Source organism: Verrucosispora sp. WMMC514 (genome assembly GCF_027497295.1).
GTDB classification, from domain to species: Bacteria; Actinomycetota; Actinomycetes; order Mycobacteriales; family Micromonosporaceae; genus Micromonospora; species Micromonospora palythoicola.
Window position 1 is genome coordinate 6,227,559 of sequence record NZ_CP114906.1, and the last position, 15,769, is coordinate 6,243,327.

The following is a 15,769-nucleotide window of genomic DNA, read 5'->3' on the forward strand; positions in this document are numbered from 1 at the left end:
ATGCCCCCACAGCTCCCCCACGCCGAGCCGGGCACGCCGGACACGAGGGGGCCGCTGCGGTACATCTGGTGGCTGGTCCGCTGCCAGCCGTGGCGGGTGTTGCGCGGCGGTCTGATCGGCACGGCCTGGATGCTCGGGCTGTCGCTGCGGCCGTACCTCGTCGCCCGCGCCATCGACGACGGGCTACGCGCCGCCGACCACCGGACGCTGCTGTGGTGGGTGGCCGCGATCGTCGTCGCCGGGATAGGGCTGGCGTACCTGGGCATCATGCGGCACCGCACGATGACGTTCGTCCGGGAGGACGCCTCGGCCCGGTCCGCCGCCGTCCTGCTGCGCCACCTCTCCCGGATCGGCGCCGTGCTGCCCCGCAGGCTCGCCGCCGGTGATGTCGCCACGGTGGGCGGTGCCGACATCACCAACACCTCGGCGGTGCTGACGATGACCGGGCCGGGCGTCGGAGCGGTCCTCGCGTACGTCTTCGTCGCTTTTCTCCTGTGGTCGGTGTCGCCGTCGCTCGCGGTGTTCGTGCTGCTCGGCGTGCCGACGGTGGTTTTGCTCGTCGCTCCGCTGCTGCGCCGCCTCGAACGGGTCGAGTCGGTCTACCGCCACCAGCAGGGCCTGCTCACCACCCGCGCCGCCGACATCGTGGCCGGGCTACGCGTGCTCGCCGGAGTCGGTGGGCGAGGGCTGTTCGCCCGCCGGTACGCGGCCCGCTCGCAGCGGCTGCTGGCCGAGGGGTACCGGGTGGGTGCGGTGAACAGTTGGATCGAGTCGCTGACGATCGTCGTACCGGGGGTGTTCCTGGCCACCGTGGTGTGGCTGGCGGCCCGGATGGCCTCGGCCGGTGACATCACGATCGGGCAGATGGTGGCCGTCTACGGGTACGTGGCGGTCCTCATCGTGCCGGTGTGGTTCCTGCTCGAAGGCGGTCACCAGGTGATCCGGGGGCGGGTCGCGGCCCGCCGGATCGTCGCGCTGCTCAACCTGCGACCGGACACGGCCGGCCCGACGCCGCCTGAGGGCGGGACACGTCAGGCACCGGACCGGCCCGCCGACCTGCACGATCCCGCGTCCGGGCTGACCGTACCCGCCGGAGCGCTGCTGGCCGTCGCCGCCGACGACCCGGCCGAGGTCGCCGCGTTGGCCGACCGGCTCGGGCGGTTCGTCGCCAGCGACGTGACCTGGGGTGGGGTACCGCTGACCAGCATCGCGCTGGACGAGGTGCGGGCCCGGATCCTCGTCGCCGACCACGACTCCTATCTCTTCGCCGGCACGCTGCGCGAGATCCTGCACGTCCGGGCGGATCTCGGCGACGCCGAGCTGCGCGCGGCGCTGCGTACGGCGTCGGCGGAGGATCTTCTCGACGCTCACCCGGACGGGCTGGAGATGCCGGTCGGTACCCGGGCCCGGACGCTCTCCGGCGGCCAGCGGCAACGGGTACGCCTGGCCCGCGCCCTGCTCGCCGAGCCGGACGTGCTGATTCTCATCGACCCGACCTCCGCTGTGGACGCGCACACCGAGGCGCGCATCGGGCAGCGGCTCCGGGGGGCGCGGGCCGGACGCACCACCGTCGTGTTGACCACCTCGCCACTGCTGCTCGGTCGCGCCGACCTGGTCGCGCACCTGCGCGACGGCCGGATCGTCGCCGTCGGCGCCCACGTCGATCTGCTCGAACAGGATCCGAGCTACCGGGCCCTGGTTTCCCGGGACAGCGAACCCGCCGACGTGGACGGATCACTGCGGTGAGCGGACTGCCCGTCGCGGACCGTCAGGTCGTCCGCCGCGCCGCGCTGAACCTCATCGCCGCGGACCGCCGCGCGGTCGCCGTCGTCCTGGTTCTGCACGGTGCCGCCGCGGTCGCCGGGCTCGCCCCGCCGTGGCTGCTGGGCCGGATCGTCGACGAGGTCACGGCCGGTTCCGGCGCCGCCGCGGTGGACCGTCTGGCCCTCGCGATCGGCGGCTGCGCGCTGGCTCACGGGCTGCTCGCCCGGTACGCCCAGTACGTCGGCCACCGGTTCGGTGAGCGGTCCGTCGCCCGGCTCCGTGAGGGATTCGTCACGCGGGCGCTGGACCTGCCCATCTCCGTCATCGAACGGGCCGGCACCGGCGAACTCGCCACCCGCAGCTCGGTGGACGTGACGACCGTCGGGACGACCGTGCGGGACGTGATGCCCGTCATGGTCATCGCCGCGACGCAGCTGTCGCTGCTCTTCGGCGCGATCTTCCTGTTGCATCCGCTGCTCGGCCTGGTCGCCCTGACCGGCCTGCCGACCATCGTCGCGGTCACCCGGTGGTATCTGCGGCGGGCGAGGCCGGCCTACCTGGCCGAGGGGGCCGCGACCGCCGAGTTGACCGAGGCGCTGACCACCACCGCGGAGGGCGCCCGCACCGTCGAGGCGCTCCGCCTCGGTGCCGACCGCATCGGGTACGGCAGGCGGCGCATCGGCCAGGTGTGGGCCACCCGCCGAGCGACCCTGGCCCTGCGATCCGTCTTCTTTCCGGTGGTGGAGGCGAGCTACGCGCTGCCGATCGCGGTGGTCCTGCTGTTCGGAGGCTTCCTGCTGGACCGTGGCATGGTGACCCTCGGCGAGGTGGTCGCGGCGGCGCTCTACCTGCAACAGGCGATCGAGCCGCTGGACCGGCTGCTGCTCTGGATGGAACAGGCCCAACGCGGGCTCGCCTCGTTCGCCCGGGTACTCGGTGTCGGTCAGCAGAGTGAGCCCGCCGCCACCCCGGTCGCCACCGGACCACCGCGACCGCGGGTTCCGGCGTCCGCCCGCCCCGGTCGGCTGGTCGTACGCGGCGCCCGGTTCTCGTACGCCGACGGCCCCGACGTGCTGCACGGGATCGATCTGGCGGTGCGTCCCGGCGAACGCCTCGCCATCGTGGGCCCTTCGGGCGCGGGAAAGTCCACTCTCGCCCGGCTGCTCGCCGGGATCGACGAGCCACGAGAGGGCGTGGTCAGCCTCGACGGCGTCCCGGTCACGCACCTCGACCCGGCCGAGCGGCGTCGCCGGATCGCCCTGGTCACCCAGGAGCATCACGTCTTCATCGGTACGCTGCGCGACAACCTCGCCTTCGCCGCGCCGGACGCGTCCGACGAGCAGATGCGCGCCGCCCTGGGCGCGGTGAGCGCCGACTGGTACGCCGGCCTGCCCGACGGACTCGACACGCAACTCGGCGACGGTGCCCGCGACCTCGGTGCCGCCGACGCCCAACAGCTCGCGCTGGCGCGCCTGGTGCTCGCCGACCCGCACACCCTGATCCTCGACGAGGCGACGGCCGCGCTCGACCCGACGACCGCCCGACGCACCGAGCGAGCCCTCGCCGCCGTGGTCAACGGGCGTACCGTCATCGCCATCGCGCACCGGCTCAACACCGCGCACGACGCCGACCGGGTGGCCGTGCTGGAGGACGGCCGGATCACCGAACTCGGCAGCCACGACGAACTCGTCCGCACCGGCGGCGCCTACGCCGCGCTCTGGCGGTCCTGGCACGGCTGAGCCCGTCCCGCACGGCCGCAGGGGCTGCGGAGGACGATTCATGTTGGATAGTGTCTGCCTCGCCACGAGACGTGACCGACCAGCGACCCGTGCGGTGGACCGGAAGGACGGCATGGCCAGCATCGAGCAAGTGAAGGCCGAACTCGCCCAGGCAGCCGAGCAGTGCAACGCGACGACGAACCAGATCCGGTCCGCCATCGACGGCACCGAACAGGTGATCTCCCGGTTGCGCGCGGTCGCGGCCGGCACCGGTCATCCCGCCATCGCGGAGGCGATCAGCCGGGCCGAGCAGAGCAAGCAGCGACTGGTCGAGGCGGCGACGGTGCTCCAGGGCAGCACCCAGGCGGCCCGGCAGTACATCAGCATCCTCGGGTGACCCGTGAGCATCGGCGAGGTCAAGGCCACCCTCGATGAGGCCAACCACCTGCTCGACCAGGGCAAGGCCACGATCGAAGGGGTCGGCGCGGCCCTGGACGAGGTATCCGGGCTGGTGCTCGCCACCCTGCACGACAGCAGACGGGCCGAGGCGGAACAGGCCCGCAAGGCGATCGCGGACGCCATCCGCGAGGTGACGTTGACCCTGCGAGTCATCACCACGGCCCAGGAGAACGGCAGCGCGTACCGGAAGCTGCTGGGATGAGCGGCCTGCTCGCTCAGGTCATCGCCCAACTCAGCTCCGCAGTGGACCAACTGGACGGCCTCGCGGTGCAGGCCACCCGGGCCGCCACGGATGTCGCCGGGGCCAACACCCGGTACGCGACGGCCGGCAAGGGCTCCGACCACCCGAGCATCCGCGCGGCGGTGAGCCACAGCCGCACCGGCGTCGACAAGGCCCACCGACTCGCCCGGCTGAGCAGCGAGGCCGCCCGGAATGTCACCGCGTACCTGAACGCCATCGCCCCGGGTTCGGTTTCGCAAACAGCCATCGCCCCGTCGGGACCACCCTCGGGCGAAGACCTGTTGTCCGACAGCGACCGCCGCGACCTGCGCCGCAAAAGGGCGGGAGGGTTCCTCACTCGCTCCCTACGACGGGCGGACGACGCGCAGGACCTGGCATCCTCCACCATCGAAGGACTTAAGCCCTGGGCCAAGGCTCTCCGTGATATGAACGGCCCCTCCGGCACGCAAACAGCTGGCACTGCCACCCCAACCGCCCCGGCACCCGTGCCACGCCCGAAGATAGATGGGGCAGAGGCCGCCGGAAACCTTGTGGTGGTCGGCCTGCTGGCCGGCGTGGTAGTTGATCGAGCCACCAGATTGATCCGCAGATGGACAGCAAAGGACAACAAAGGTGAGGGAAGAAACGCTCCGCAACCTGATCCGGGCTCTGGCTAGGACTGACTGGGATGCTGTCGATGCGCTGGTGGTCGAGATCGGCCAGGATGGCCTGACGAACGGCCTCCGGGTCATTGGGGCCGCCTTCGCTCTCGCCGTTAACCGACGCTTCACCCCCGACGCCACCCCGACCGATGTGGCCAACTGGGTCGCTGGGCTCCGCGCTCAGTACCAAGGGCAGGACCCCCTGCCCACACTCGAAATGGAAGGTCTCATCCGGGCCGCCCTAGGCGAATCAGAGTTGGTCGACACGATCGCTCCCGAAACCGCGCTCGGGGCCGAACTACTCATGCTCGGTCAGTTAATTCTGCAGGAGAACCTGAGCGCGACGGAACTCGACGAGTTCGTGACCGAGGCAGAGCAACTCGCAGCCGAGCATCTGTAGCACTTGGCATCTGGGGAGTTGTAGTGCCATGCATTCCGGTCACCGCTGCGCGCTCTACCGGCACGCATTGCCGTAGCTGTAAAGGCGTCCACCTGACGCCAGTCACGACAGTCCGAGGCGGCAGATGACCGAGGGACGTGGCACATCGCTCACGGCGGCACCGGGTCACTCGCCGACTCTGATGCACCGTCGGTGTGTACGACGTCAGCTTGCGGACCGAGCACCCACGAACTACGCGAGGGGGCCTCCTGAGCGACGACCAAGCAAAATACCGCATTCCTCACTGCAAGCCCGCGCCCGATCACTATCAGCTAATTGTTGGGTGTCCGAGGCAACCGACAGTGAGCCATTACTGTCAAACTGTCAGCTGACAGTTTGACAGTCTCCCGACATATCGGCCTTTAGGCGCCATACTCTCAAGGGCAGCGCTTTGCCCCGACAGGCTCACCAGTAACCTTCTGTCAGGCGACAGTTGGAGATCCGGTGGACAACGCAAGCGACCGAGGCAAGAAGCACAGCGCTGAAACCTTCGCCGCCGAACTCAGGCGCAGGATCGAGGCGCGCGTCACGGGCTACGAAGCTGGCGCGAAGCTGCCTACCCTGCGCGAGTTCGTCGCCAACGAAGAGGGCGTGGCTCGAGGCGTGGCGGAGAAGGCCATCGACCGCCTACGCGCCGAAGGATTGATCGAGTCCCGCCGAGGCTCTGGCAGCTACGTCCGGGCAAGCCGGATCCCCCGCACATCTCCAGGTCGACTGTCGCCGAAGCAGTGGGGCCATGGGCTGTCGATCCAGGCACACGACGCAGCGAACCCGCCGAAGGCGGTAGATGTCGAGGTCGGCGATGTCGTACCACCGACACATGTTGCCGAAGCGCTTGGGGTGCCGCCCGGCGAGGTGGTGCTATTGAGATACCGCCGGTATGTACGAGACCGACGCTCGGTCCAGCTCGCCACTGCGTACCTTCCCACCGAGCTGACCCGCGGGACTCGCATCGAACACACAGACACCGGACCCGGTGGAACGTTCGCTCGACTCGATGAGCAGGGATTCGGGCCGACAAGGTTCGTGGAAAGGGTCATCAGCCGTGCGCCCACCCCAGCGGAGATCGACGGGCAGGAGGGCCGGGAAGGGCTGGGTCTACGACGCGAAGGCGGTCTGGTTTTCGAGATCACCAGATTCGCCTACGCGGGTGACCGCTGCGTCGAGGTGTCACTGATGGTGCTCGACGCTGAGGCGTACGAGCTGGTCTACGCCTTCCCGGCCGAGGTCTAGCGGCAACAATTGTCCGCTGAACGCTTGATTGTCTTCAGACAATCCATCATGGTTGGTCCTACAGCGATCGACCTCGCACCGCCCCGCGCTTCGGGACAAGAGCGGGCTGGTGCGAGATCCCACGGACCAGCCATGCAGGAGTGGCCTCGATGCGGCAGAGTATCTGCAAGACCAGAAAAGATCATCAACTGAATGCCTCCCTGATGCACCCGGTGGCCGCCGCTCAGGCGGTGGACCCAAGACGCGTCCCTGGCTCTCGCCGATATCGAACCCGCGCGACTGCGGCGGTCGCGGGCACCGCTCGTACCCGAACGCCAGGTTCACGGTCAGCGGCTCAACTTGCACCACCCGCCAGAGGTGAGTGCGCGTGGGCGTAGAAGTGGCGATGATGGTGCTCGGTGGCGTACTGCTGGGGTTTCTCGCCGGGCTGTTCGCGTTCAAGGTGAAGGCGCGGTGGTGTCCGCGCTGCGGAGCGTCCACGGAGGCCATCGGCCCGGCGGCGCGGCGATGACCGGCGGCAGCCGGCAGGAGCTGCCGATCGGGCGGCGCATCGCGCAGCTACGGGTCCGCCGTGGGATGAGTCAGCAGGTCTTCGCCGACCGGATCGGCAAGTCGAAAAGCTGGGTCGACAAGATCGAACGGGGTGCCCGCCGGCTCGACCGGCTGTCGGTGATCGAGACGGTCGCCGGGGCGCTCGGGGTCGCCACCGGCGTGCTGGTCGGCCGGGACGGCCCGCAGCCGACGGTCACCGAGATGAGCGTCGCCGTGGAACGGGTGCGCGAAGCCCTGGCCCGGTACGAACCGGCCACCGCCGGCGTCGCCCCGGCGGGCCTTGACCGCCAGGCCCAGTACGCGCTCGCGGCGTACCGGCACGCCCAGTATCCCCAGCTGCTCCGGATCCTGCCCGACCTGCTCGCCGACGCGCGACACGCCTCCGGCGTCGGCATGCCGGTGTCCACCGGCGACCTGCTGGTACGGGTGTACCGGCTGACCGCGCAGGTCCTGGTCAAACTCGGTGAACCCGACCTGGCCTGGCTCGCCGCCGACCGCGCGATGACCGTCGCCGGGGACGACGCACGGCGTACCGCGATCGCGGTGGTCGGCCTGGCGCAGGCGCTGCGTGCCGCGCGGCGCGGCCGGCTGGCGCTGGCCGTCACCCGTACCGCCCTGCACCGGCTCGACGCGACGCCCTCCCCCACCAGCCCGTCGGAGGACGTCGCCCGTGCCGGCATCCTGCTGGTCGAAGCCGCCCTCGCCGCCGCCACCTGCGGCGACGCCACCACCGCCGGCACCCTCACCGACCAGGCCGCCCGCCTCGCCCACCGGCACGGCCGCCATGGTGGGTTCGGGCCGACTGTGGTTGACCTCGCCCGCGCCCTGATCGCCACCGGCCTCGGTGACAACGGCCTCGCCATCGCCACCCACACACTCGCCGTCAGCACCGATGCCTGGCGTCGGCTGCCCGCCGAACACCGCGCCGGTCACCTGATCGACATCACCCAAGCCCACCTTGCCCTTGGCGACCCTCAGGCGGCTGGACGCGCCCTGATCGCCGCCGACCGCATCGCCCCCGCTGAGACCCGCGTGCGGCCCGCCGGACGCGCCGCGCTCACCGCCGTGCTACGCGCGGGCAGCTCCCCAGCCGACGTCACCCGGCTCGCCACGCTGGTCGGCCTGACCCGACAGCCGTGACCCGCCAGGAAATCGACCGGCCCGACGAAGGAGGCATGGTGCACGAACAGCCGTACAGCGATCTCATCCGGGCCATGGCCCGGGCCGACTGGGACACCGCCGAGGCACTGTGCGACGAGATCCGCCGCAGCGGCAATGCCGGCACCCCCTACGTCATCGGAGCCGCGTTCGCCCTGGCCGTCAACCGGTACTTCGCGCCCGATGCGACACCCACCGACGTCGTGGCCTGGGTGTCGACAGTCCGCGCCCGTTACCAGGACGGAGACACCCCGCCGGCCCTCGAAACGGAGGGTCTCATCCGCGCTGCCCTCGGCGAACCAGAGCTGGTCGACACCATGCGCGCCGAAACCGTGCTCGACGCCGAGATCTTCGTCCTCGTCCACATACTCCTCGACAGGAACCTGACCGACGCCGAACTGGACGAGTTCCTCGCCGAGGCGGAGGAAGTCGCGGCCGAGTACCAGTAGGCAGCCGCCAGCCTGGGAGGCAGCACCCTGGAACCTCGCCGTGGGAGCATCATCGGCATGATTGTCTGGATCAACGGTGCCTTCGGCGTCGGCAAGACGACCACGGCGGGCCTGCTCGTGGAGCGTCTCCCGGATGCCAAGGTGTTCGACCCCGAGTACGTCGGTTACCTGCTGACGCAGTTCATCGGCTCGCCGACCGGGGACTTCCAGGATCTTCCACTGTGGCGTCACCTCGTCGTCGAGACGATGAGCGGCCTCGCCCGGGAGTACCCGCACCCCTGGATCGCGCCGATGAGCCTCATCAATCCCGCGTACCGGGAGCAGATTCTCGACGGTATCCGTGCGGACGGCGTCGAGGTGCACGAGGTCGTGCTCACGCTGCCCGAGGAGCAGTTGCGCGCCCGCATCGATGCCGACCAGGTCGATGTCGCCGCCCGGCAGTGGCGACACGATCATGTTGCCCGGGCGCTCACCACCTTTGCCGCCGTGACCGGCGCTCAGCTCGTCGACGCGTCCCAGCCGCCCGACCAGGTGGCCGACGCCATCGCCATGAGCATCCGGTCAGTGCCCAGGCGCTGACCCCGCTTCGGCTACCGACGCAGATTTCGCAGTGGGTACATCTGTTGTCGTCGGGGCGACAACAGATGTACCCACCTCGGTTCGACGGTCACGCGGAGGGATCGGCGGGGCCGGTCGACCGGTCAACGGGCGACGTCGTAGACCAGCTTCTGGATGCCGTTGGCGTAGGACTCGCTCTCGACCAGCTTGAGGTTCTGCTTGTCCCGGTCGGTGTCGCTGAACAGCCGCTTGCCCGCGCCGAGCAGCACCGGGAAGACCAGCAGGTGGTAACGGTCGATCAGGCCGGCGTCGGAGAGGTTGCGGTTCAGCGTGGCGCTGCCGTGGATGCTGATCGGCCCGCCCTCGGTCTGCTTGAGGGCGGCGACGTCGTCGAGCGACCGGAGGATGACGATCTCCCCCCAGTTGGTCACCAGATCCTGCTCCTTGAGGCTGGTCGACACGACGTACTTCGGCATCGCGTTGTAGCCGGCGAACTCTTCGGTCATCTTCGGCCACACCGGCGCGAACGCCTGGTAGCTGACCCGGCCCATCATCATCGCGGTGGCCTCGTCCTGCTCCCGGCCCTTGATCTCGTAGGCGGCCTCGTCGAACTCGATGTCGTTGAAGGTCCAGCCCGAGTTGCGGTAGCCCGGTTCTCCACCGGGTGCCTCGACGACGCCGTCGAGCGAGACGAACGCGGTGGCGATGAGGGTACGCATCAGGTTGCTCCTTGCTGGTTGTCTGACGTGCTGTCGTCAGTGCGACGAGCGGGCGTCGCCGGATTCGACAGCCCACGCCGAGAAATGTCCTATCACTTTCGCGGCGCGCGTCCGAGCACCTCAGGCGGGGGCGGCGCGGCGGCGGGCCGCGTCCGGATCGAGCGGCGCACCGGCCGGTACGAGGCTGACCACCCCCGCGGGCAGCCGGACGGGTCGGACGTCCGCGTAGCCGAGCATGCCGGTCACCTCGGGGCCGGTGAGCGCGTACCGCCGACCGAGATCGGTCACCACGGAGATCGCGCCGCCGCTGGCGCCCGGTGCGGCGACCGATTCGACGAGCGCGCCCCGACCCGGCTCCACGAACACGTGGTCGGCGGTCGTCGGCTCGGTCGACCGGTCCGGTGCCCGGGCCGGCACGGGCAGTGCCACCCCCAGCCGCAGCTCGACCGACCCGCTGTCATCGCCGACCCGCGCGCAGACCGTCGACGGGTTCGGCGTGGTCAGCCGGGGCGGGGCCGCCGGTGGCGCGTCGGGCCCGACGGGTACGAGGTCGGGCAGTTGCGGCAGGGCGGCGAACCGGCCGAGGCTGATCTGCTCCGGCTCCCGCTGACCGGTCCGCGCGAGCAGCAGACCGGCCTGTAGCTCGGTGATGCCGGCGAGCCCGTCGCGGAGCACCACCGCGTACTGCCGGCCGCCGCCGGAGTTGCGGACCACCAGCACGTCACCGACCCGGGCCCCGGTCACCCGGGCGGACTGCCGGCCCAGGCCCGGCGGGCTCAGCGGAGTCAGATCGGGACCGGCAGGCACCGAGTTGAGCAGGGCGGCGGCCACCGGGACGGACCGGGAGCGGGTGGTGGCGAGCGCGGCCAGCACCCGCTCGGTGTCCCGGATCAGGTGTCGACGCTGCTGCCAGAGCAGGTGCAGCCCGCCGTCGGCGTCACGCAGCAGCAGTGCGTCCCGGCCCAGCGGTCGGCCGCCGGTACCGCCGGCACCCACCAGCAGCACCGACCGGGTTGCCGCTTCGGGCCCGGTCGGTGACACCGAGCAGACCGTCCACCCGGCGGTGGCCAGCCGGCCCGCCGGAGGCAGCGAGTCGGGTGCGTCGCGGATGCCCAACGGCAGCCCTCTCGGCACCCCGTCGATCGACCGGCGGGACACCAGTACGGTCTTCGGCCGCTGCGCGCCGATGATGAGCAGCGCGGAGGCGTAGTTGAGCACCGGGTGCAGCCGCTCCTCCCGGTAGACGAACCGGGCGCCCGACTCCCTCTCGACGATCACCACGCCCGCGTCGCGCCAGGTCCCACCGCCGCCGGTGAACAGGCCGTACAGGGCCGTGGCACCCAGCCCGACAGCCGCCACCAGGACGCTCGCCAGCGCGGCTCCGGCGAGCCGGCGCGTCGGGGACAGCGCCGGATCGCCGTCCCGGGTCACCAACGCGGCCACCGTCCGCGCCACGGCGAACTGGTACGAGTGCAGCTGGTCCTGCCGCGACGGCAACGTTTCCCCCTCCGGCGAGACGATCGGCGCACAGGATATGCGCTGCGTCGATGTCCCGGGGACCGGGCGTCACGCGACGGATGGTCGCTCACCGGTCGGTAGCATTCCGGCGGTGAGCGTACGTTTCGAGGAACTGGCCTGGCGGGCGACACCGATCGGCGAGATCAGTCTGCGCCGACGTCGCGATCCTCGGCTCGACCTGGACGTGTACGAGGTCAAGCTCGACGACGAGTTTCTGATGTCGAGCCTGTTCACCGCCGGGGAGATCGAGCTGGCCCGGTTGGGGTTGGCGGCGCTGGCCGGCGACCGCCTCGACGTGGTCGTCGGTGGGTTGGGGCTGGGCTACACCGCCCGCACCGCGCTGGCGGACGACCGGGTCGCCGCCCTGTTGGTGGTGGAGGCGGTCGAGGACGTCATCGACTGGCACCGGCGCGGCCTGCTGCCCTTCGCCGCCGGACTGGCCACGGACCCGCGTACCCGGCTGGTGCGGGCCGACTTCTTCGCCCAGGTGGCCGGTCCGCACGGCCTCGACCCCGACGACGCGGGGCGTCGCTTCCACGCGGTGCTGCTGGACGTCGACCACTCCCCCCGCCACCCGCTGCACCCGAGCCACGCCGCCTTCTACCGGCCGGACGGGTTGCGCCGGCTGACGCGGCTGCTGCATCCCGGCGGGGTGTTCGCCCTCTGGTCGGACGACCCACCGGACCCGGACTTCGAGGCCGCCCTGGCCGCGGTCTTCCCCACCCACCACAGTCACGTGGTGCGGTTCGCCAACCCGCTGACCGGCGGCGCGTCGGCCAATACCGTCTACCTGGGGAAACTTCCCGACTGATCTCGCCCGTGCGGCCACACGGTCGGCATGATCCGGGCAGCAGCGGGTAGCCGGGTCGGCAACCGCGCCCGGACCGGCCGGGCGGCCGGGTGGGAGGTGGAGATGCGTGCCCTGCTCTGGGTCGTGGGCGTGGTCGCAGGGGTGCTGGTCCTGCTGGGGCTGCTGCTCGAAGCGGTCCAGTGGTTGGTGATCATCGGTCTGGTCGCGCTCGCCGCGGTGATCGTGCTGGCCTTCGTGCGGGGCCGCCGGTCCGCCCACAACTACCCCAACCGCCGCTGAGTGCCTCTCGTCCCGGCCGCGGCGGTCAACTCGTCGTCGTAGCGGGCGAGGGCTCGTCCGTCGGCGGAGTACGCGATCAGCCGGCCGTGGGCCATGGTGGCCGAACGGAATGAGAACGTCCGCACACCGGGATAGGCGGCCAACAGCGGGATGGTCCGGGGTGGGCCGCCCGGGGCGGAGTGGTAGTCCAGCCGCGCCACCTGGTCGGAGACCACACCGTTGACGCGCACCTTGGTCTTCTCGCTGCGGGTGCCGAAGGTGACCGGGGCGCCGGTGCCGTAGCGGGCGCACTCCACCTGCCCCCGGCAGACGAAGAAGTACCGCGGATTGACCACGTCCGGCAGGCCGTACGCCTTGAAGGTGGGGTCGGCTCCGGCGGGCAACGGCTGCACGGCGAAGAACGCCAGTGCCCCGAGGGACGCGACGGCCACCCGCAGCCAGCCTCGCCGGAGAGACCGAGCGGGCTGGGTGCGGTTGGCGGTCAGCGCGACCGCGCCGAATCCCGCCACACAGAGCGCGACCGCGCCCACGGCGCGGGCGTTCTCGAAGAGGAACTGCACGCCGGGTCGCATCGACACCGGAGCCAGCACCGCACCCAGCGACAGCACCATGCTGGCCAGCAGCAGGGCGCCGGCGACCTTCCGGGTCACGCCGACGGAACCCACCAGCAGCATCGCGGCCAGCACCGTCCAGACCTGGTGATGGGTCCAGGAGACCGGCGACGCGGCCACGGTGGCGCAGCCGACCAGCACCGCCGCGTGCCCCGGACGCCCCAGCCGGGACAGCCCCCGCGCCCGCAGCACCGCCAGGGCGCAGATGACGAGCACCAGGGCGAACCAGACCAGCGGCAGGGCTCCCGGGTCCAGGCCGAGACGAAGCAACATCCCGTGCACCGACTGGTTGCCCAAGGACGCCAGGTTGCCGATCCGGGAGGTCTGGGTGACCGTGCCCGCCCAGTAGGTCAGGCTCTCGGCGGGCAGGATGGCCAGGGCGAGCGCCCCACAAGCGACGAAGGCGCCCAGCGCTCGGCCGGCGTCGCGGTACCGGCCGCAGACCAGGAAGTAGAGCACGAACAGCAGCGGGGTCAGTTTGATCGCCGCCGCCACGCCGACCAGCAGGCCGCGCGTCCGCGACGGTGGTGCCATCCCGTCGAGCAGCGCCATCAGCACGATGAAGATGCTCACCTGACCGAAGCGCAGGTTGCTCTGCACGGGAGCGGCGACCATCAGCACCACCGCGACCGCCGCGATGCTGACCGCCGCCGACGTCGTCGCCCGGCCCTCGGTCGCACCGGGCAACGGTGTGGCGGTGCGGCCGGCGGCGAGCGCGCGACCGACCGGGACGGCGAGGGCGATCACGGCGGCGCAGGTCGCCGCCAGCCAGAACGCTTCGACCACACCCAGCGGCACGGTCGTGATCGGCCAGAGCACGAGCGCCGCGAAGGGCGGGTAGGTGAACGGCCCCCCGTTCGGCGCCACGTACCCGTAGAGCGGTCGCCCGGCGCGCAGGTCGGTCAACGCTCCGTGATAGATGTGCAGGTCGGACAGGCGGTCCGGGCGTCGCAGCACCAGGGCGACGGAGACCAGCGCCGCGACCGCGAATCCGACCCACAGCAGCGCCGCTCGACGATCCCGCATGCACAGAGAATAGATCTCCCCGGACCGCTGGGCGTGCGGCCGTTCGCCGCTCGGCGCGGCTCCGCCACCGCTCAGCGCGGCTGCCGCGCCACGCCTTGTGACGCCCACCCGCCGACGAAGACAATCATCGATGTTCTGAGAGCCGGACGAGGTAGGGCACCGGGCAGCCCTCGATCGGAACACCACCATGTCCCCTTCCGTCCGGAGGACCCGTTCCATGAGAAGAGAGTTCCGACTGTGGTCTGCCGTCCTGGCGACCATCGTCCTGACCGCGTTCGCCGCGCTGTCGCTGCCGACATCGGCCTCGGCCGCGACGCTGACCGAGGTGACGAACTTCGGCACCAACCCGAGCAACCTGCGGATGTACCTCTACGTACCCGACCGGGTCGCGCCACGGCCGGGTCTGCTGGTGGTGGTCCACTACTGCACCGGCAGCGGGCCCGCGATGTACTCGGGCACCCAGTACGCCCGCCTGGCCGACCAGTACGGCTACATCGTGATCTACCCGTCGGTGACCCGCAGCAGCCAGTGCTTCGACGTCTACTCGCAGCAGGCGTTGCGGCGCGGTGGCGGCAGCGACCCGGTCGGCATCATGTCGATGGTGGACCACGTCCGGAACCGCTATCCGGTGGACCCGGCCCGGATCGCCGCGACGGGCACCTCGTCCGGCGCGATGATGACGAACGTCCTGCTCGGGCTCTACCCGGACGTGTTCCGCGCCGGTGCGGCGTTCGCCGGCGTGCCGTTCGGCTGCTTCGCGACCACCGGCGGCTCGGAATGGAACAGCGAGTGCGCCAACGGGCAGATCAACCGCACTCCGCAGCAGTGGGGGGACCTGGTGCGCAACGCCTACCCCGGCTACACCGGACCCCGGCCGCGGATGCAGATCTGGCACGGCACCAACGACGAGATCCTGCGCTACCCCAACTTCGGCGAGCAGATCGAGCAGTGGACCAACCTGCACGGGCTGAGCCAGACCCCGACCTTCACCGACAGTCCGCAGTCCGGCTACACCCGGACCCGGTACGGCGGTTCCGGCGGTACCGCACCGGTCGAGGCGATCAGCATGCAGGGCGTGTCGCACAACCTGCCGGTCGACGCCGCGCAGGCCATCCGGTTCCTCGGACTCGACACCGCGTCCCCCACCCCGACGCCGACGCTCACTCCCACCCCAACCCCCACCCCCACTCCCACGCCGACGCCGACGCCGACGGTCACTCCCACGCCGACGCCGACGCCCACCACGCCGCCGCCAGGCACGGGCTGCCGGGTCGGGTACGCGGTGAACGCCTGGAACACTGGGCTGACCACGTCGGTGACCATCACCAACACCGGCGTCACGGCGGTCAACGGCTGGAACCTGTCGTTCACCCTGCCCGGCGGGCAGACCATCACGAACGGCTGGAACGCGACCTACTCGCCGACGTCCGGGGCGGTGACCGCCCGCAACGTCTCCTACAACGGGACCATCGCCCCCAACGGCTCGGTCACCATCGGCTTCCAGGCCAACCACAGCGGCAACACCGCCAGCCCGTCCTCGTTCACCCTCAACGGCACCACCTGCGCGGTCGGCTGACCGTCGCACCCGGCCCG

General features: G+C 71.0%; 17 protein-coding genes. 14 read left to right on the forward strand and 3 right to left on the reverse strand.

Going from position 1 to position 15,769, the window contains the following annotated elements; translation table 11 throughout:
• The 11 genes from O7597_RS28910 (at position 1) to O7597_RS28960 (ending at position 9,233) form a co-directional block, all read left to right on the forward strand.
• Entirely contained in the window at positions 1-1,746 is a 1,746-nt protein-coding gene (locus tag O7597_RS28910; protein WP_281581312.1) for an ABC transporter ATP-binding protein, read from the forward strand.
• Positions 1,743-3,503 carry an ABC transporter ATP-binding protein gene (locus O7597_RS28915; protein ID WP_281581313.1) on the forward strand — a complete coding sequence of 587 codons (1,761 nt, stop codon included), beginning with the start codon at positions 1,743-1,745 and terminating at the stop codon, positions 3,501-3,503. Before O7597_RS28910 ends, O7597_RS28915 begins: the two co-directional genes overlap by 4 nt.
• Before the next feature lie 112 nt (positions 3,504-3,615).
• Positions 3,616-3,879, forward strand: a complete 264-nt coding sequence (locus O7597_RS28920; protein WP_281581314.1) for a hypothetical protein — start codon at positions 3,616-3,618, stop codon at positions 3,877-3,879.
• 3 nt (positions 3,880-3,882) lie between these two features.
• Positions 3,883-4,143: a hypothetical protein gene (locus O7597_RS28925; RefSeq protein WP_281581315.1), complete on the forward strand. Its 261-nt coding sequence runs from the start codon at positions 3,883-3,885 to the stop codon at positions 4,141-4,143.
• Positions 4,140-4,838 carry a hypothetical protein gene (locus O7597_RS28930; RefSeq protein ID WP_281581316.1) on the forward strand — a complete coding sequence of 233 codons (699 nt, stop codon included), beginning with the start codon at positions 4,140-4,142 and terminating at the stop codon, positions 4,836-4,838. Before O7597_RS28925 ends, O7597_RS28930 begins: the two co-directional genes overlap by 4 nt.
• Positions 4,795-5,223, forward strand: coding sequence for a hypothetical protein (locus O7597_RS28935; RefSeq protein WP_281581317.1), 429 nt, complete (start codon positions 4,795-4,797; stop codon positions 5,221-5,223). Before O7597_RS28930 ends, O7597_RS28935 begins: the two co-directional genes overlap by 44 nt.
• Before the next feature lie 483 nt (positions 5,224-5,706).
• Entirely contained in the window at positions 5,707-6,495 is a 789-nt protein-coding gene (locus O7597_RS28940) for a GntR family transcriptional regulator (protein ID WP_281581318.1), read from the forward strand.
• Positions 6,496-6,862: 367 nt separating this feature from the next.
• On the forward strand, positions 6,863-7,006 hold the full coding sequence (locus O7597_RS28945) for a hypothetical protein (protein ID WP_281581319.1): 144 nt from the start codon (positions 6,863-6,865) through the stop codon (positions 7,004-7,006).
• Positions 7,003-8,187, forward strand: coding sequence for a helix-turn-helix domain-containing protein (locus O7597_RS28950; protein WP_281581320.1), 1,185 nt, complete (start codon positions 7,003-7,005; stop codon positions 8,185-8,187). The genes O7597_RS28945 and O7597_RS28950 overlap by 4 nt, the downstream gene beginning before the upstream one ends.
• Positions 8,184-8,654, forward strand: a complete 471-nt coding sequence (locus O7597_RS28955) for a hypothetical protein (protein WP_281581321.1) — start codon at positions 8,184-8,186, stop codon at positions 8,652-8,654. The genes O7597_RS28950 and O7597_RS28955 overlap by 4 nt, the downstream gene beginning before the upstream one ends.
• Positions 8,655-8,711: 57 nt before the next feature.
• Entirely contained in the window at positions 8,712-9,233 is a 522-nt protein-coding gene (locus tag O7597_RS28960) for an AAA family ATPase (protein WP_281581322.1), read from the forward strand.
• 122 nt (positions 9,234-9,355) lie between these two features.
• Here the strand turns inward: O7597_RS28960 and O7597_RS28965 are convergent, their stop codons facing one another.
• Positions 9,356-9,931, reverse strand: coding sequence for a dihydrofolate reductase family protein (locus O7597_RS28965; RefSeq protein ID WP_269741862.1), 576 nt, complete (start codon positions 9,929-9,931; stop codon positions 9,356-9,358).
• Positions 9,932-10,051: 120 nt separating this feature from the next.
• Positions 10,052-11,428 (reverse strand): type VII secretion protein EccB, encoded by a 1,377-nt coding sequence (gene eccB / locus O7597_RS28970; RefSeq protein WP_269741863.1) that lies wholly within the window; start codon positions 11,426-11,428, stop codon positions 10,052-10,054.
• A 112-nt stretch (positions 11,429-11,540) separates the two neighbouring features.
• Between eccB and O7597_RS28975 the strand changes: the two genes are divergently transcribed.
• Both O7597_RS28975 and O7597_RS28980 read left to right on the forward strand, forming a co-directional pair.
• Positions 11,541-12,260: a spermidine synthase gene (locus O7597_RS28975; protein WP_281581323.1), complete on the forward strand. Its 720-nt coding sequence runs from the start codon at positions 11,541-11,543 to the stop codon at positions 12,258-12,260.
• Between the two features lie 27 nt (positions 12,261-12,287).
• Positions 12,288-12,539, forward strand: coding sequence for a hypothetical protein (locus O7597_RS28980; RefSeq protein ID WP_281583365.1), 252 nt, complete (start codon positions 12,288-12,290; stop codon positions 12,537-12,539).
• Here O7597_RS28980 and O7597_RS28985 read toward each other — a convergent pair.
• On the reverse strand, positions 12,521-14,176 hold the full coding sequence (locus tag O7597_RS28985) for a glycosyltransferase 87 family protein (protein ID WP_281581324.1): 1,656 nt from the start codon (positions 14,174-14,176) through the stop codon (positions 12,521-12,523). The two genes, O7597_RS28980 and O7597_RS28985, sit on opposite strands and share 19 nt — an antisense overlap.
• A 217-nt stretch (positions 14,177-14,393) precedes the next feature.
• Here O7597_RS28985 and O7597_RS28990 point away from each other — a divergent pair, with 217 nt between their 5' ends.
• Positions 14,394-15,752: a PHB depolymerase family esterase gene (locus tag O7597_RS28990; RefSeq protein ID WP_281581325.1), complete on the forward strand. Its 1,359-nt coding sequence runs from the start codon at positions 14,394-14,396 to the stop codon at positions 15,750-15,752.
• The last annotated feature ends 17 nt before the right edge of the window (positions 15,753-15,769 follow it).